18 protein-coding genes are annotated in these 16,841 nt (G+C 68.3%); 7 read left to right on the top strand and 11 right to left on the bottom strand.

The genetic code is table 11. The features are described 5' to 3' along the window. Window positions 1-14: 14 nt before the first annotated feature. From ACFYZF_RS07870 to ACFYZF_RS07895, 6 genes are all read right to left on the bottom strand, one after another. Window positions 15-3,530, bottom strand: a complete 3,516-nt coding sequence (locus tag ACFYZF_RS07870; protein ID WP_387017049.1) for a discoidin domain-containing protein — start codon at window positions 3,528-3,530, stop codon at window positions 15-17. A gap of 102 nt (window positions 3,531-3,632) precedes the next feature. After that, a complete protein-coding gene (locus ACFYZF_RS07875; protein ID WP_387017051.1) occupies window positions 3,633-4,541 on the bottom strand; it encodes a carbohydrate ABC transporter permease in 909 nt (302 codons plus the stop codon). Beyond that, the gene (locus ACFYZF_RS07880) at window positions 4,538-5,521 is read right to left on the bottom strand and encodes a carbohydrate ABC transporter permease (RefSeq protein ID WP_387017053.1); all 984 of its coding nucleotides are present in this window, start codon (window positions 5,519-5,521) and stop codon (window positions 4,538-4,540) included. Before ACFYZF_RS07880 ends, ACFYZF_RS07875 begins: the two co-directional genes overlap by 4 nt. Before the next feature lie 5 nt (window positions 5,522-5,526). Then, window positions 5,527-6,939: an N-acetylglucosamine/diacetylchitobiose ABC transporter substrate-binding protein gene (gene ngcE, locus ACFYZF_RS07885; protein ID WP_387017055.1), complete on the bottom strand. Its 1,413-nt coding sequence runs from the start codon at window positions 6,937-6,939 to the stop codon at window positions 5,527-5,529. A gap of 81 nt (window positions 6,940-7,020) precedes the next feature. Next, window positions 7,021-7,779, bottom strand: coding sequence for a sugar isomerase domain-containing protein (locus ACFYZF_RS07890; RefSeq protein ID WP_387017056.1), 759 nt, complete (start codon window positions 7,777-7,779; stop codon window positions 7,021-7,023). Next, window positions 7,779-8,735, bottom strand: a complete 957-nt coding sequence (locus tag ACFYZF_RS07895; protein ID WP_387017058.1) for a MurR/RpiR family transcriptional regulator — start codon at window positions 8,733-8,735, stop codon at window positions 7,779-7,781. Before ACFYZF_RS07895 ends, ACFYZF_RS07890 begins: the two co-directional genes overlap by 1 nt. A 97-nt stretch (window positions 8,736-8,832) precedes the next feature. Here ACFYZF_RS07895 and ACFYZF_RS07900 point away from each other — a divergent pair, with 97 nt between their 5' ends. Continuing rightward, a complete protein-coding gene (locus ACFYZF_RS07900; RefSeq protein WP_387017060.1) occupies window positions 8,833-9,819 on the top strand; it encodes an N-acetylglucosamine kinase in 987 nt (328 codons plus the stop codon). 193 nt (window positions 9,820-10,012) lie between these two features. Here the strand turns inward: ACFYZF_RS07900 and ACFYZF_RS07905 are convergent, their stop codons facing one another. Then, window positions 10,013-10,198, bottom strand: coding sequence for a hypothetical protein (locus tag ACFYZF_RS07905; RefSeq protein WP_387017062.1), 186 nt, complete (start codon window positions 10,196-10,198; stop codon window positions 10,013-10,015). 295 nt (window positions 10,199-10,493) lie between these two features. Here ACFYZF_RS07905 and ACFYZF_RS07910 point away from each other — a divergent pair, with 295 nt between their 5' ends. After that, window positions 10,494-11,120, top strand: coding sequence for a superoxide dismutase (locus tag ACFYZF_RS07910; protein ID WP_387017064.1), 627 nt, complete (start codon window positions 10,494-10,496; stop codon window positions 11,118-11,120). 12 nt (window positions 11,121-11,132) lie between these two features. Next, window positions 11,133-11,411: a superoxide dismutase gene (locus tag ACFYZF_RS07915; RefSeq protein WP_387017066.1), complete on the top strand. Its 279-nt coding sequence runs from the start codon at window positions 11,133-11,135 to the stop codon at window positions 11,409-11,411. A 504-nt stretch (window positions 11,412-11,915) separates the two neighbouring features. Here ACFYZF_RS07915 and ACFYZF_RS07920 read toward each other — a convergent pair. Next, on the bottom strand, window positions 11,916-12,587 hold the full coding sequence (locus ACFYZF_RS07920; RefSeq protein ID WP_387017068.1) for a transposase: 672 nt from the start codon (window positions 12,585-12,587) through the stop codon (window positions 11,916-11,918). A 342-nt stretch (window positions 12,588-12,929) separates the two neighbouring features. Between ACFYZF_RS07920 and ACFYZF_RS07925 the strand changes: the two genes are divergently transcribed. The 4 genes from ACFYZF_RS07925 (at window position 12,930) to ACFYZF_RS07940 (ending at window position 15,365) form a co-directional block, all read left to right on the top strand. After that, on the top strand, window positions 12,930-13,364 hold the full coding sequence (locus ACFYZF_RS07925) for a DUF6010 family protein (protein ID WP_350881040.1): 435 nt from the start codon (window positions 12,930-12,932) through the stop codon (window positions 13,362-13,364). Between the two features lie 17 nt (window positions 13,365-13,381). Continuing rightward, window positions 13,382-14,323 carry a GlxA family transcriptional regulator gene (locus ACFYZF_RS07930; protein ID WP_387017070.1) on the top strand — a complete coding sequence of 314 codons (942 nt, stop codon included), beginning with the start codon at window positions 13,382-13,384 and terminating at the stop codon, window positions 14,321-14,323. Between the two features lie 581 nt (window positions 14,324-14,904). Continuing rightward, a complete protein-coding gene (locus ACFYZF_RS07935) occupies window positions 14,905-15,147 on the top strand; it encodes a hypothetical protein (protein WP_387017072.1) in 243 nt (80 codons plus the stop codon). After that, window positions 15,141-15,365 (top strand): hypothetical protein, encoded by a 225-nt coding sequence (locus ACFYZF_RS07940; protein WP_387017073.1) that lies wholly within the window; start codon window positions 15,141-15,143, stop codon window positions 15,363-15,365. The genes ACFYZF_RS07935 and ACFYZF_RS07940 overlap by 7 nt, the downstream gene beginning before the upstream one ends. Before the next feature lie 14 nt (window positions 15,366-15,379). Here the strand turns inward: ACFYZF_RS07940 and ACFYZF_RS07945 are convergent, their stop codons facing one another. The 3 genes from ACFYZF_RS07945 to ACFYZF_RS07955 form a co-directional block, all read right to left on the bottom strand. Beyond that, the gene (locus tag ACFYZF_RS07945; protein WP_387017075.1) at window positions 15,380-15,661 is read right to left on the bottom strand and encodes a winged helix-turn-helix transcriptional regulator; all 282 of its coding nucleotides are present in this window, start codon (window positions 15,659-15,661) and stop codon (window positions 15,380-15,382) included. Beyond that, entirely contained in the window at window positions 15,658-16,062 is a 405-nt protein-coding gene (locus ACFYZF_RS07950) for a VOC family protein (protein ID WP_387017077.1), read from the bottom strand. Before ACFYZF_RS07950 ends, ACFYZF_RS07945 begins: the two co-directional genes overlap by 4 nt. A 236-nt stretch (window positions 16,063-16,298) precedes the next feature. Continuing rightward, entirely contained in the window at window positions 16,299-16,676 is a 378-nt protein-coding gene (locus ACFYZF_RS07955; protein ID WP_387017078.1) for a transposase, read from the bottom strand. Between the last annotated feature and the right edge of the window lie 165 nt (window positions 16,677-16,841).

Below are 16,841 nucleotides of genomic sequence, written 5' to 3' on the forward strand. Positions count from 1 at the left end.
CCTTCACCGACCTGTCAGTAGCTTCCGAGGTCGAGCCAGGGCCCGTTCCGGTCACCGGGCTCCTGGTTGCGGGTCCACCACTGCGCCTTCCACAGGTGGCCGTCGTGGGCCACGATGTCGCCGCTGGTGTAGATCCACGAGTTCGTCCACGAGGCGTGCTTGCCCTTGGGGGTCTCCACCGGGACGCCCACCTCGGCCCACGCGCCCCACGGAGAGACGCCGGGCACCTCGGCGCGCGTTGACCACTGGGCCTCGTACGCCCGGTCGTTGTGGATCACGCGGGCGCCCTTGCGGTACTCGACGGTGCGTTCCCAGTCGGGATGACGGACCAGAGCCTTCAGGGCGGTGGCCAGCGCCCGCTCGGCCTTGTCCACCTCGTACTGGTAGGGGTGGGCGGCCGCAGCGACCGTCCGGGCCTTCGCGAGTGCCTCGGTGAGGCCCGCCCAGCTGTCGGCCGTGTACTGCGGTTCGGACTTGCCCTCGGCCTCCGCGATCCGCTTCCGCAGTGCCTGCCGGTCGCTGGCCGGTGTGCCGAAGGCTTCGATCTCCGCCACCTGCATGAGGTAGCCGTCGGCCGCATGGCCGCCCGTGCGCAGCTTGCTGCTGATGACCCGGACAAAGGCGGCGCGCACAGGCTTGTCCAGGGTGAACACCCGTGGCTTCGCGGTGCTGCCGTCGTCACCCGTCACCTCGGCGATGGTGGTCCACTCGCCACCGTCCGTTGAGAGCTGCACCTTGTAGTCGACCGCGAAGGCGCCGAGCGCGTGGACCTTCACCTCGCTCACGTCGTAGTCGGCGCGGAGCCCGACGGCGGCCCACTCCTGCGCGTTGGGTGTCGTGTGGCGCCGGATGTTACTGGTCCAACCGTTGTCCGTCCGCCCGTCGACCAGGAACTTGGAGGCATAGCCCCACTGCTCGTAGGTGCTGTCGGGGGTGGTGGAGGACACGATCACCGTCTTGTTCTTGGCGATGTTCTGGCCCTCGACGTACGGCGGTGGCGTGGGCGTGGCCGGCGGGGACTCGGGCGCCGCGGTGCCGCCGTCGTCGTGGTACACCTCCAGCTCGGCCAACGCCGCGGCGTAGCCGCCGCCCCACCGGTTCATCCCCTGCACGGCGATCCGCACGTAGCGGCCCTTGATGGCGTCGAAGCTGTAGCTGAGCGGACCGGCGGCGCGGCCCTGACCGGTGACGGTCTTGACCGTTCGCCAGGACTCGCCGTTCGTCGACACCTGGATGGTGAAGTCCCGCGGGACGGTGCCGCCGTAGTCGATGGCGGTGCCCGCCGGGTAGAGGTCGATCCGGTTCAGGGTCTCTTCCCTGCCGAGGTCGACGGTGAGGTTCGCCTTCCGGGAGGCTTCGGTGGCCGGCGTGCTCCACCCGTTCACGGCACCCTGCGCGAAGCGCTGCCCGTCGGTGACGGCGGTCGGCGACCAGTCGCCCCCGCTCTGGGTGCTGTCGGCGGTGACCGGCTTGTGATCGGCGATGTTGACGTTCACCGGAGTCGGACGAGCCTCGTAGTCGTAGCCGGCGGGGAGCGCGTAGAGGACGGCCTCGCCCTTGTCGAACTTGCGGTTCAGGGCGCCGTTGTCCAGCGCGACGCCGACCGGCTTGCCGGTCTGCCGGCTGATCTCCTCGAGCGACCCGATCCCGGTGCCGAAGCGCAGCGAGACGTCCTTCGCCTGGGTGAAGCTGTTGTTGACGACCATCACGTAGTTGCGGCCGTTCTCGCGGTCGCGCATGTACGAGAAGGTGAGGTCCTCGTTCGACTGCGAGCGCACCAGGAAGTTCGCCGGCACCGCCTCCTGGCCCCAGGTCTGACCGTTGAGGTAGACCTCTTTGGCGTCCAGCCTCATCAGGGTGGGCCCGAGGGCGTGGATCTCGCTGTTGAGCTGCTTCACCGGCTCGAACAGCTCGGTCTTCTGCCCGTCAGCGGTCATGATCGCGTCGGTGAAGACCTCGCCGCGGTCGGTCGGCGTCCACCAGGTGAAGTACGAGAGATTCTTGTACCCGTACGCGAGAGCCATGTTGGCCTCGTAGCGGATCTCGGTCGGGTTCATCCGCCGGAAGTTGCCGGGAACCCCGACGGCCTGCAGGTACTGCGCCGTCTTGACGTTGTTGGCCAGCCCGACCTTCCGCACCGTGTTCATGTTGTTCAGGAACCCGGTGTAATCGAGGCTGTTCTCGGTCCAGCCGAACGGGTACCTGTCGTACATCAGGTAACCGCGGTCACCGACCCGGTCGAGCCACCCCTGCGTCACCCGCGTGTACTCGGCCTCGGACCCGTACGCGAAGCTCGGCAGGAAGTTCAGGTGGGCGTCGTACTCGGGCGCGACCTCCTTGATGGTGTTGAACACCCGGGCGAACGGGGTCGGGTCGTACGGCTCGTCCACGATGAAGAACCCGCCGACGCCCGGGACGTTGGTGTATCCCAGCACCTCCTGCCGGATCTGCTCGTCGGTCATGTTGACCATGCCGGGCCCGATGCGCCCGTCCTGGACCATGATCTGGAAGCCGTTCTTGTGCGCCAGCCGCGCCATCTCCATGTTGATGGCCTTGGAGGTGTGCAGCTGGGTCGCGAGCACCAGGTCGATCCCGGCGTCGCCCAGGTAGCTGTACTGGGTCTCGTTCACGTGTTCCGTGGTGGGCGGCCAGAAGGCCGAGATCACAAATTTGTCCTCGACCCGTTCCACCTCGTTCCGGACCTCGACCGGGATCGACGCGGACTTCTCCAGCTGCGGCGCGGCCATCGTGATCACCGTCTTGCCCGGTGCCACGGCGGTCACCACGCCCGAGCCGTCAACGGTGGCCACAGCCGCGTTGGACGAGGTCCAGACAAGCTCCGGGGTCCCGCTGGGCGCGACCGCCCGGTGGGGTAGCCGTTCGACGGTCCCGGTCTCCAGCAGCAGCGCGGGCTTCTCGATGGACAGGATCGTCTCGTTGAGCCCGCCGAAGACGGCCAGCTCGGAGAGCTGCACCAGGTATCCGTCACCGGTCGCGACGCCGTTGCGGCGGGTGACGTACATCCGCAGGAAGCGGCCCTCCACGTCGGCCAGGTCGACGACCTCGGGCGCGGTGCGGCCGGCCGCGTTGCCGGTGCTGGTGAAGACGCTGCGGTACGCGTTGCCGTCGGACGACACCTCGATGCGGTAGTCGGCGGGGAAGCTCTTGTCCCTCGGGAACACGACGACTCGGTCGATGTCGTGTGACGCCCCGAGGTCGTAGCCCACCCAGGCCGCCGTGGTGGGGACCTGCACCTTGTCGTAGGGGTTGGTGCTCCAGCCGTCGGCCTTGCCCGCCACCTCGTTGTTGAGCAGCGACATGGCCCAGGACTCGTTGGCCATCTCGTAGCTGGACGAGGACGTCACCCTGGCCCTCGCGGCCACGTTGGTCGTGCCGTCCGGGGCGTAGCCGGCCACGTTGTACGGGTCGGCCGGGATGTTCGACGCCGACGGGGCCGCCGATGCGTGGGTGGGGGCGTTGACCAGCCCCCAGGTTGTCGTCGCCGCGACGATGAGCCCAGCGGCCATCATGCGGCGGAGAGTCGCGCGCAAGACTGTCCTCATTTCCTGGTGGACGTGAAACGCCTAGCGATAGGCGTGAGGGGTTGGCTAGGTGCGGAGGGTGGGCGCGGGCTAGCGGAAGGTGCCTTGTGAGACCGAGCCCTCAAGCCGGCGCTGGAAGATCACATAGATGGCGAGTACGGGAAGGACGGTCATCACGACCGCCGCGAACAAAGCGCCGAAGTCGACCGCGTAGCCGGCCCTCGACGCGAACACCGCCATGCCCTGCGTCAGCACGTAGTTGTCACGATCGGTGTTGAGGACGATGGGCAGTAGGAACTGGTTCCACAGCCCGAGGAAGTTGAAGATGGCCACCGAGGCCAGACCGGGTTTCGCCATGGGCAGCATCACCCGGAAGAACGTGCTCCACTCCCCCGCGCCGTCGATCTGCGCCGCCTCGTGGATCTCGTCCGGCAGCGCCTTGAAGAACGAGTGCAGGAAGAAGACGGTGAACGGAAGGGCGAACGCGACGTAGGTCAGGATCAGGCCCGGCAGGGTGTTCAGCAGCCCGAAGTTCCGCAGGATGAAGAAGAGCGGCACGATCGCGAGGAACAGCGGGAACGTCATCGAGGTGAGCAACGCGTTGTAGATGAGCCGGTTGCCCGGGAAGCGGAACCGCGCCAACACGTACGAGCACATCGCGCCGAGCAACATGACGATGAACAGCGCGGTGCCCACCACGATGACCGTGTTCAGGAAGTAGCCGCCGATCCCGGCTCCCGTCCAGGCGGCCGCGTAGTTGTGGAAACTCCACTCACGGGGCAGCGAGAACGGCGACGCCAGGATCTCACCGGTCGACTTGAACGACGACATGACCGTCCACAGGAACGGGACGATGACGATGACGGCCCAGGCGACGAGGAGGGTGTGTGAGGTCGCCGCTACGGCGATGTCGCCACGGCTGGTCTTCCGGCGGCGTCCAGGCGGCGCGGGGGTGGCCGAGGTGGCCGGGCGCGCCTTCTCGGCGGCGGGCGCGGTCATGTCCGCTCCTTCCCGTCGGCTCGTCCGCCGCTCAGGCGGTCGGCCAGGAACACGATCGCGGCGAACAACAGCGTCACCACCGCGAGTACCACGCCCATGGCGGTCGCGTACCCGAACTGCCCCTTACGGAAGGCCACGGTGTACAACTGCTGGCTCATGGTCAGCGTCGAGTACTCGGGCCCGCCGGTGGGGTTCAACGCCTGCATGTAGATGAACGCGTCGAGGGCGATGATGCCGAGGTAGACGTACGCGGTCCGTACGCTGTCCCGGATCTGCGGAATGGTGATCGAGAAGGCGGTGCGGAAGCGACCGGCACCGTCCAGGCGCGCGGCCTCGTACGTCTCCGCCGGGATACCTTTGATCGCCGCGACGAACAGCACGGTGTAGAAGCCGACGAAGCTCCAGATGATGACGAAGATCGACGCCGGCAACGCGGTGGTGGCCTTGCCGAGCCACGGGAAGTCCGCGAACCCGTCGAGGCCGACTCCGGCGAGAAGGCCGTTGAGCAGCCCTCTCGACGGGTCGTACACCTGGGCCCAGATCAGCCCGACGGCGATGGCGGGCACCGTGTACGGGAAGAACGAGACGACCCGGTAGAAGCTGGACCCGCGAAGGCCCCGCACGGTTCCCGTACTCGGGCCACCGACGGTCACCATGCTGGCGATCGCCAGAGCGAGCGCGATGGTCACGATGGGCACGACGATCGCGAGCAGTACGTTGTTCCGCAGAGCGCGCAGGAAGACATCGTCACCGAAGAGCCTGACGAAGTTCTCCAGGCCGATGAAGCGCATGTCCGGCGAGAAGCCGGTCCAGTCCGTCATCGCGAAGTACAGCGCCTGGACGAACGGCGAGATCACGAAGATCGCGAAGATGGCCAGGGGAAGCACCAGGAACACCGCCATGAAGCTCACCCGGTCGAAGGTGAGCTTGCGGCGGCGCTTGGCGGCACGCCGGCCGCCCAGCATCGTCGTACCTGTCATCGCATTCAGCTAACCTTGATCTTCTGGATGGACGAGTCGTTCGCGATCTTGTCGCTCACGGACTGCAGGCCCTTGGTCATTCTGGCGACGTCGAGGTCGCCGGCGAGGAACGAGTTCCACAGGACCAGCTGGTCGGCGCCCATCCCGTAGTAACCCTCGGAGACGAAGTCGAAGATGTTCTGGCCGGCGGCCTCGAGCATCTTGGTCTGCGAGACCAGCGCGGTCGAGCCGTAGCCGTCGGCCGGTACGGTCCCCTTGACGATCGTCGGCGCCAGCCGGGTCTTCGAGAAGTTGGCGGCGGCCTCGCTGGAGAGCATCGCGCGCAGAACCTCCTTGCCACCCGCCGGGCTCTTGCCCTTGGCCGGCACGATGAACGGTTCGCCGGCCGCGGCTCGCAGCGCCTCGAACGGCAGCGCCGGGCTCGTCGACAGGGTCGGCACCGGCACACCGGTCATCCGGAAGCCCGCCTTGGTGGCCTTCTTCATCTCGTTCTCGATCCAGCCGCCCGAGCTGTACAGCAGAGCCTGCTGATCGTTGCTCCACTTCGCCTGCGCGGCGGTGAACTGGGTGCCGGCGCCACCGGGCACGATGTAACCGGCCCGCACGATGTCGTGGATCTCCTTGAGAACGCCCTGGATCGCCGGGTGCGACCACGCGTTCGGCGCCAGGTTCTCCAGGGCCAGGCGTACCTCGTGCCCGCCCTCCTTGATCGCCGAGTCGACCATCGTCCACTGGTAGTAGTTGGCCGCCTCCTTGCCGAAGACGAACAGGTACTTGCCCTTCGCCTTCGCCTTGGCCCCGAGATCCTTCGCCTCGGCCCAGGTCTTCGGCGGGGTCCAGCCGTTCTCCTCGAACAGCGAGGCCGAGTGCCAGAGGGAGAAGACGGTCATCACGTAGTTCAGCGCGACGAACTTCCCGTTGAACGTGCCGGGCAGCTTGACCCCCGGGTAGAGGCTGTCCGCGATCTTCGTACCGCCGTAGTTGGTCGCGTCGAGGACGTCGTCCAGGGTCTCCAGCTGGTCGACGATCGTGCTCAGAGAGATTTTGCCCGCGCCGCCGTTGTTGATCAGGTCGGGCGGGTTACCGCCGACAAACCGGGGCTGGAGTTCCTGGGCGATCTCCGTCGACGGCTGGACCTTGATCTTGATGCCGCTGTGCTTCGCCTCGGCCAGGCCGCCCGCGAACGTGACGTAGTCGTAGCCGTAGCCGCCGTTGAAGATGACCGCGTCGACCTCGGTGTTGGCGGCCAGTCCGAACGGGTTCTGGGCGCTCGTGGCGCCGGTGGTCGACGTGCCCTTGGGTTCGTCGTCGCCCGGCGAGGCGCACGCGGCCAGCACACCGGCGACGGGGACCAGCGACGTCGCCAGCGCGCCCCGCAGGAACAGCCGGCGATTGAATGGTTTCAATTCAGAGGACATGGGTGGCTACCTTTCGATGGGCCTTGCTGTCTGCGATTTCTGTGGCCGTGGCGGTCCGCCGCGTCGGCGGGCTGCCCGGGATTACGCGACGGGCTTGATGCGCGTCCCGTAGCGCCGCTCCAGGGCGCCGTTGTGCTCGTCGCCGCCGGGAATGTTGGCCGAGATGTACAGCGGCGGCACCTGCCCGGCCGCCCGGATGCGCTCCGCCGCGCCGATGGTCAGCAACTGCGCGAGGTAGGCAGCGGTGATCGACGAGACCGCCCCCACCCCGAGCCCGTCACCGAGGCCGAGGGTGGCGTCTCCGTACGGGGCACGGTTGTCCAGGACGATGTCGGCGACGTCCGAGAGTCGCTTCCCGCTGGGATGCTTGGGGGCGACCGCGTTGGTGTGTTCGAGGCTGGTCACGGCGATCACCGGATGCCCTTCGGCCTTGGCGCGCAGGGCGAGCCCGACGATCGAGCCGTTCACGCCCGAGTTGGAGGCGATGAGGAACACGTCGGCCGGGTGCATCTCGTACAGGTCGTAGAGCTCGTCCACGATGCTGTTGTCGCGTTCCAACTCGGCACCGACGAGGATGGAGGCGTCGCTCCGGTCACCGAACAGGACCAGGTCCCGCAGCGCGATGGCGTGACTCGGGATGAACCCGCCGGCCCGCCCGGCGATCTCCATCGCGAAGGCCTCGGAGTGGCCGGTGCCGAATGCGTGTAGCACGCCGTCGTTCTCGATCGCGTTGACGATCAGCTCGATCGCCCCGTCCAGGCCGCCCGAACGGGCCTCCTCGTCGATGGCCCGGAGACGGCTGGAGACATGCGTGGAGTAGTCGCGGAAGAGGGTCGTCATCAGGAAGGCGTTCCGTTCGTCGGGGAGGCGGTCGCGGTACGCGGCGGCCGGGACTGGGTCTCGCGATGGGTGGCGATGGCCGCAGCGGTCCGGGCCAGCGTGGTCGTGGTGCGTTCGAAGTTCTGTTGCGCGACCATCAGGTAGAGCAGGTCGAACACGAACAGCTGGGCGTGCTGCGCGGCGAAGTCCCCGGGCTGGAGGTATTCGCCGGGCGCGTAGCTCTGGATGTGCATGTCGGCGGCTGCGGCGAGCGGCGAGCTGGGATCGCTTGTCAGGGCCACGGTGAGCGCGCCCTGCGAACCGGCGAGCGTCAGCATCTCCACTGTCTCGCTGGTGCGACCGCTGTTGGAGATGCCGATCGCCACGGCCCCCTCCCCCAACAGCGCGCCGCTGGTGAGGCCGAGGTGCACCTCGGTCCACGCATGCGCGTTGATCCCGATCCGGTACAGGCGCTCATGGATGCCGGCGGCGACGAGCCCACTGCCGCCGATGCCGTAGATGTCCACGTGCCAGCTGGTGGCGATGGCGGCGACGACCCGTTGCAGCAGGCCGAGGTCGGCCAGATCGGCGGTGGCCTGCAACGCGCCGACGTGCGCGTTGAGCAGCATCCGCAGCACCTCGGCGGGGTCCTGCCCCGGGTGGAAGGTGTGCCCGATCACCTGCTCCCAGGTGTCCTGTGCGCTCGACCGTCCAAGGTCGGCCGCCGAGCTGACCCGCAGGGGCAGGTAGCCGCCGTAGCCGATCAGCCGGCAGAAGCGGGTCACCGTCGCCGCCGAGGTGCCCGCGCGCTCCGCGAGTTCGGTGATCGACAGCTGGAGCGGCAACTCGGGGTTCTCCAGGAGGAGCTGACCGATCTTGGCCATGGACTGCGTCATGTGTGACAGCTGCGCCCGGATGCGACTGCTGACGCCGAACTCGGCAGTCGTTTGCGCCGGGGGTACTTCAGCCGAAGACATGATGATGAAAAGTCCTATCACTGTTAGCTTTGGTCCGTGAAAACTAATTGCAGGATCTCGGTGGGGGCAATGAACCCCAGGTCACGGGTTGGTAACGATGCCTGATCTGCTCGCCGTCGACGCCGGCGGCACCTCGACCCGTAGCATTGTCGTCACCGCCGAGGGCCGGTGTCTCGGCTACGCCCGCACCGGCAGCGGAAACCCGACCTCCGCCGGACCCGTGCACGCGGCCGCTTCGGTGGCGGCCAGTGCCGCAGCCGCGTTGACGGTCGCCGGCGTGGCAGGTGAGGAGATCGGCGGGGTCGTGTTCGCCATGGCCGGCGCGAGCCCGCACATGGACATCGAGTCGTTCACCGCACCGCTGAAGGCGCTCGGCATCACCGCGACCCCGGTCGTCGAATCGGACCTGCTGGCCACCTTCTTCTCCGGCACGTACCAGGAGGCCGGCTACGCGCTCGTCGCCGGCACAGGCGCGGCGGCCATCAGGGTCGAGCGGGGGCGGATGATCGCCACCGCCGACGGGCTCGGCTGGCTGCTCGGCGACGACGGCTCCGGCTTCTACATGGGACATCGGGTGGTCCGGGCGGCGCTGGCCGAGCTCGACCGCCGCGGTCCGGCCACCGCGCTCACCGGACTGCTCCTGGACCAACTCGGCCAGGCCGGCAGCCATGCTCCGGATCCCGACGGTCGCCCGGCCATCGTCACGTACGCGCTCGACACCCTCTACGCGATCCGCCCGGTGCAGCTCGCCCAGTTCGCACACCTGGCCTTCGAGGCCGCCGGCGACGAGATCGCCGACGAGATCGTCCGCGACGCCGCCGACGCGCTGCTGCGCACCCTCGACGCGGTGGTCACCCCCGGCCTGAGCGGCGTGATCACGCTCGGCGGCGGCATCCTCACCCGGCACCGCACGCTGGCCGACCAGATCGCGGCCCGGTACGCCCGGGACGGCACCACTGCGGAGGTACGCATCGTCCCCGACGGGGTGGTCGGCGCGGCCGTGCTCGCCCTCCGGCAGGCCGGAGCGACCGTCGACGAGGTCGTCTTCGACCGGCTCACGACGACACTCGCGACGCTGCGCTGACGTGCACCTCCGGACGGTCAGGACGAGCGGGGCGGGTGAACCTCCTGGCCCGCGTCGAGTGGCGTCCCGAGATCGCGATGCTCACGAAAGGCGGCCTGGACGCCGGCCTGGAACCGCGTGTCCGCGCCGAGCCCCGCCATCAGCGCGGGGATGTGACGCTACGCCGCCTCCTCGCCCGGACTCATCAGTCGGCTCACGGCGCCGGTGCGTCTTCAGCAGCGAGCCAGCCCCGCCGCACGGCCTGGTAGCCGGCCTGGAAGCGGGTGGCCGCGTCCAGCCGCCGGAGCAGGGCGCTGAAGTGACGCCGGACGGTCCGCAGGTGCCAGCCGAGATGGTCGGCGGTGGCCTGGTCGGTCAGTCCCGCCATGAGCAGCGACATCAGTGCCCGCTCCAGACAGGAGGGGGCGTCCTCGTTGGGTAATGGCTTGTCGCCGACGCCGACGTCGAACGGTCAGGAGCGGAGTTCAGGGGCGTACGTCATCGGCAGGGCGTCGCGTGTCACGGCTCTGCTTGCCCACCGATGCTGACCAGCACGGCCTCAATGTCCCTCCCTGTCGGTGTCGACGCCGACGCCTCTCCTTCGTGGAGATAGGTCTGCCTTACCGGACAGCCCGGATCGTGATGTTGCAAGATAGTGGCAATAGCCAAGGTTAGGCAGAAGAAGGAAGGCAGCAATGGCGATCTACACGCTTCCCGACATGCCCTACGACTACGGTGCGCTCGAGCCGGCGATGTCCGGCCAGATCCTGGAGCTGCACCACTCCAAGCACCACGCCGCGTACGTCAAGGGCAGCAACGACACCCTCGACCAGCTCGCCGAGGCCCGCGACAAGGGCGACTTCAGCACCCTGGTCGGCCTGGAGAAGACCCTGGCGTTCAACCTCTCCGGCCACGTCCTGCACTCGATCTTCTGGAACAACCTGTCCCCGGATGGCGGCGGACGCCCCGACGGCGAGCTGGCCGCCGCCATCGACGAGCACTTCGGCTCCTTCGACGCGTTCGCCGGGCAGCTGTCGACCGCGACCAAGGGCGTGCAGGGCTCCGGCTGGGGCATCCTGGCCTGGGAGCCGCTGTCGCAGCGGCTGATCGTGGAGCAGGTCTACGACCACCACGGCAACGTCGGGCAGGGCTCGACGCCGCTGCTGGCCTTCGACGCCTGGGAGCACGCCTACTACCTGCAGTACAAGAACGTCCGGCCGGACTACGTCGACCGGCTCTGGGACCTGGTCAACTGGGCCGACGTGATCAAGCGGTTCGACGCCGCCCGCGCGGCCGGAAACCCGCTCATCGTCGCTCCCTGACGGCACCGGCCAGTGACAGACGCCGACGCCCAGGCGGCGTTCTGGGCCGCGCAGCGCGCCGCCGGGGTCATCGCGGCCAAACACCGCGGTGACCTCGCCGGCGCGCAGGCACTGCTGGAGGCGTTCCCGGACGAGGCCTGCCGGACCCGCGGCTTCCAGCTACTCGCCGAGCTGGCGCTGAGCATCCTGCGGACCCAGACCGGCGAGACCATGGACGAGATCGTGCAGGAGCTGAGCCTGCACATCGCGAACGCCGCAGCCACCGGCCCACCTGGTCCGCCGCCCGGCTGAAGCCCTTATTGCAATATTTGGCAGTTTAAGAAGGGTGGCATCGTCCTGGACGGCGCCAACTGGTTGCGGAGTGAGCCAGGCGGCGTGGCTCGTTACCACGCCTGAGAGCAGGGCGTCCCGGCACCGCGATGATCCTCGCGCCGGGACGCCCCACCTCCACCACCCCACCTCAACGACGATGCTCGACGGCGGCTGGCTTCGTGCCCGCACCGCTTCGAGCTGCAGCTCAGTCAAGGCCAACATCCTGGGCTGGGTACTGGAACCCCTCGGGCGGGCATGCCTCAACTCGGCCTCGCCGATCAGCTGCTTGGCAGAATCAAGGACGTCACCCATGGCGGGGCGGCAGGCCGTTACGCAGAAAACCATTGGCGCTCTTGACAGTCTTGGCCCCGTTGGGACACCCTCCGGGCCAGATCGCGCCCGAAAGTCCGTGGCTCATGGGCGTGCAGTTGCAAGGTCAACATTACACATTCCGCGCCCATCGGAGACACAAGGAGGACCATTTCACCCACCCGCCGGATGAACCGCCCCGGATCTTGTAGAGACTTTGGTGATCCCCTTGTCCCGTAGAGCCTTGCGGTTCGCGCGAGACGAGTACGCCTTGTCGCCGGTCACCGAATCAGGTCGTTTGCGTGGTCTGCCGACCCCACCGGGACGGGGTGTCCGGATCTGGTCCAGTAGCGGGATCAGTTGCCGGGTGTCGGCTGCCTGACCGGGTGTGATGCGGGTGGCCAGGGACCGTCCACGCCCCTCGGCCAGGGTGTGAATCTTCGTGGTCAGCCCGCCGCGGGACCGGCCGATGCCTTGTGCTGCCTGCGGCGTCGGCCCTGTTGCGCCCCCTTTACGGGCACCCGCCGCGTGTTGGTGGGCGCGCACGATGGTGGCGTCGACCTGGGCGTACCAGTCGATGTCATCGTCGAGTTCGGCCGGGGCGATGGCGTGCGCTTTGAGGGAGCCCAGGTGCCGTCGGCCGCCCAGCGGCGGAATCGTTGGTAGGCGGTTTCCATGGTCCGTAGCGTTCCGGTAGGTCACGCACGGCGAGCCGGTGCGTTTGACCCAGCAGATCGCGTTGATGACCTGCCGATGATCGCGCCACTGGCTACCCCGCAGAGGCTGTGCCAGCAGCAGCGGTGCCAGCACAGCCCACTCATGGTTCGTCAGATTTCCTCGTGCCACACGGGCTTAAGAGTCCGCTGCTCTGCCAGTTGAGCCAGCGGCGCTCGGTGAGAACGGGCCGAGACGTCAGCGCGCTCACATACCGTCCCGGAAAGGCAGGGGCGGCCTGGCCGCAGCGCCGGCGTGGCCTGCCCCGGTCGCGGCTCCGGACGGGTCCACCACCAGGGTGTACGCCCCGGGACGCCGGCAGCACGGCCGGCGACTCCCGGTGCGGTGGCATCGACGAAGACGGCGGTGGCGAGAATCCGGCGGACCGTGGCATTTTCGCCTCTCGTTCCCGATGGCAGACCTTCCTAGGCTCCTTCCCGACACGCGTCAACTGGAACGCAAAGGGGCTTGATCGTGCTTCGCTATGTCATGCCGGTGGTGATCGGGCTGGTCTACGTCGGGCTCAACTCCCTCGTGCCGGAGCCGCACCGGCGGCGCCTGAACGCGCTCGTCGTCACCGGCGCCGGGGCCGCCTACATCAGCGGTGGTGGGTTCGGGCTGTGGGAGCTGGCCTTCTGCGCGCTGCTGCTGGTGGTGGGCTACGCCGGGCTCACCTCGTACACCTTCATCGGGGTCGGATGGCTCCTACACACGGTGTGGGACGTCGTGCACCACCGGCGCGGCACCCCGATCATCCCGTCGCTGCACGACTCGTCCTTCGGCTGCGCGCTTTGCGATCCGGTCATCGCGCTCTGGTGCTTCACCGGTGGCCTGTCGGTGACAGACCTGTTCGACCGGGTCGCGCGCCGGGCGACCGACGCGCGCCCGCCGACCACCGCACGGCCCTGACTGGTTGAATTTCCGCCATGCACACCGTGGCCGTGCTCGCCCTCGACAGCGTCGTCCCGTTCGACCTGGCCACCCCGATGGAGGTCTTCCACCGCACCCGCCTGCCCGACGGCCGCGCCGGCTACCGCGTCCTCGTCTGCGCCGCCACGCCGACGGTCACCACGGGGGCGTTCAGCATCGCGGTGCCGTGGGGCCTGGACGTCCTCGCCGACGCCGACACCGTCGTCGTGCCGGGTGTCTCCGACCCCGCCGCCGCGACGCCCACCGCGGTCCTCGACGCGCTGCGCGCCGCCGCCGCGAACGGCGCCCGGATCGCCTCGATCTGCGGCGGCGCGTTCACGCTCGCCGCCACCGGCCTGCTCGACGGACGCCGCGCCACCACGCACTGGCTCGCCACCGACCAGCTCGCCGCCCAGCATCCGCGGATCCAGGTCGACCCCAACGTGCTCTACGTGGACAACGGCCAGTTCCTCACGTCCGCCGGCGCCGCCGCCGGGCTCGACCTGTGCCTGCACCTGATCCGCCGCGATCACGGTGCCGCCGTCGCCGCCGACGCGGCGAGGTTGTCCGTCATGCCGCTGGAACGCGCGGGCGGACAGGCGCAGTTCATCACACACGAACCACCGGTCCCCGAGGGGGCGACCCTGGAGCCGCTGCTGGCCTGGCTGCGCGACAACGCCCGGTGTGAGCTGACCCTCGCCGACATCGCCCGCCACGCCGGCATGAGTACCCGGACGCTGAACCGGCGCTTCCGCGACCAGACCGGCACCACCCCGCTGCGGTGGCTGCACCGGGTCCGCGTCCACCAGGCGCAGCACCTCCTGGAGACCACGGCCCATCCCATCGACCGGGTGGCGATGCAGGTCGGTTTCGGCTCCACCACTGCCTTCCGAGACCGCTTCAAGCGGATCACCGGCACCAGCCCGCAGGCGTATCGGCGTAGCTTCCGCGGCGGGTGACCACGAACGCGGTGCCGTCTCCGCGAGCGGGCGGTCGGTCCACAAGAACCAAGAAGACCCCGGCCCGGCAGGTTACTGCCGGGCCAGGGCCTTGATCGTTGGTGCGCCGCCAGGGACTCGAACCCCTAACCCCTCGGGCCGGGTAAAGATCATCCTCAATCGAGCAGACCTGCCCCCTGAGCTGGGCTGGAACCTTCAGCGCTTCTCGACGTTTTACACACGTTTTCCGTCTCGGTTGTGCCGAATCCGTGCCCGATGATCATGGTCAAGCATTGAACTTGATCAAGGCATTTCAAGATCACTAGAGTGCCTGAGGTGAAGCGGGAAGTCCCCTCGAAACGTTGGCGCCCTGGGTTCTCCTGTCCCTCGTCGTCATGGCGTGCTCAGGTGCGTTAGCCGTTCCTGCGGCGTGGGCGGTGAGGGTCCAGGTTGAGGCGGAACAGGGTGAGCGCGCTCCTGATGCGGCGGTGGCTGTCTACCTGCTGCGGTTGAGTAGCGGGGATGATGGCGGACTGCGTCGAGTGCTTGCCGCCGATCGCCGTGACGAGCTGGTGCGTCAGTGGCGCGCTTACCGGGCGCAGATGTCGAGATCCGCCATGCCCAACAAGCTGGAATCAGGCCCGTTGCAGGTCGACCACGTCCGCGACGGTGTCGCCCTGGTGGTCACCGAGGTCCACGCGGTCTGGTGGCACGACAAGCTATCGCAGTCGAGCAGCCGGCATCCGTGGCGCTTCGAGGTCCGAGAAGATCGGGGCGGTTGGCGGGTCTGGACGGTCAAGGCTCCGGCCTGGTGTGGCGACTACATCCGGCCCGACCGGTGCTGACGGCTGACGTCGGCGGCCTGCGCTCTGTTCACCGCGGAAGCCGCGGTGGCAGGCCACCAGCATTCGACAAGCAGCAGTACCGCCAGCGCAACGTCGCCGAACGCTGCATCAACCGGCTCAAACAATGGCGCGGCCTGGCCATGCGCACCGACAAACTCGCGGTGCACTACCAGGCCGCACTCACCCTCGCGGGGATCCTGCTCTGGACCGAACCATGATTCGAGAGACGTTCCTAGGCGTCGTTCTTGCCCCAGTTGCCGAGTGCGACGATCGCCTCGCGCAAGGCGAGCCCGCGATCGGTCAGCGCATAGGCCCGGGTGTTGTGTCGAAGGGGCAGGCGGAACAGCACGCCAGCCGCTTCGAGCTCGCGCAGGCGTATCGCGAGCATGTTCGTCGGCACGCCGAGGTCGCGCTGCAGATCGCCGTAGCGTTGTGGCCCGTCGAGCAGCCGTTCCACGATGAGCAGGGCCCACCGTGCTCCGACGATGTCGAGGGCTGCGGCGAGGTCGCTCACGCGGTCGGATCGGCGTCCGCCTTCATCCAGAACGGTGAGTAGTGGTAACCGTCGGGGTCGTCGAATTGGCGCTGGTACATGAAGGGGTAGTCGTCGGTGTCACCGATCCGCCCGCCGGCGGCGCCGGCGCGGTCAACGAGCTCGTCGACCGCCTCGCGGCTGCCCAGGTTGAACGAGACCGTGACCTTCGAGGGCGTCTGAGGTCCGCCGATCAGCTCTTCGACTCCGCCGACGCTCGCGTACATCTCGCGGCTGCCGAGCATGACGTACTGCTCGGGCGCGATCGCGAAGCACGACACATTGTGGTCGGACATCTCGGTGTTAAGAGCCCAGCCGAGGGCCGCGTAGAAGGCGGTTGCGCGCTCGACGCTCTCGACCGGGCAGGTGATGAAGAGGCTCATGCGGGCCATGCTTGCAAAATGCAAGCGGTCCGTCAAGGGGCATGCGTCCCGCACAAAGGTCGGGTACTGCCTGCGTCCCACACGACGGTGTTGCCGTGGGCGCCCGGGTCCCCGGCGGGGTACCGCGATGGCGTTCATGACTGCTTCGAACTGGGGTGCGTCGCCGGCTTGGCCAGCGGTAACGAGCAGGCTCATCGGCCGGCAGCGCGACTCCGCAGCCAGATGGACCTTGGTGGTCAGGCCGCCTCGCGACCAGCCGAGGCAGTGGTCGACCGGCTCGTGGCGCCGTGGTCTTTTCCCGGCCGGAGTCCGGCGGCGTGCTGGTGGGCCCGGACCACCGTGGAGTCGACTGCGGTGACCAGCCAGTCGAGCTCACCGGCGGCATCAGCGTCGGCCTGCACCGCGGTCAGCAGCCGCTGCCACGTCCCGTCGAGGGTCCACCGCCGGAACCGCGAGTAGGCACCCTTCCAGGAACTGAACTCGGCGGGCAGGTCGCGCCACGGCGACCCGGTGCGGCACTTCCACGCGATCGCTTCGATCACTTCACGGTGATCGGCCCACCGTCCGCCGCGCTGCGGCGACCGGTCCGGCACATGCGGCTGCAGCCCACCCACATCTCATCAGAGATCCATCGACGAACCGGCACGCTTCGTCAACGAGCCGCCTTGATCCGAGAGACGCTCCCTAAAGGATGTCTCGTAACTCGGTGAAGCGTTGCCTGGCAACGGTGCTGGCGTCACCCCGCGAGGATGATGTTGTGGAGGTGGGCGATGCCAGCA

Source organism: Micromonospora sp. NPDC001898 (assembly GCF_042891255.1).
Classification (GTDB): Bacteria; Actinomycetota; Actinomycetes; order Mycobacteriales; family Micromonosporaceae; genus Micromonospora.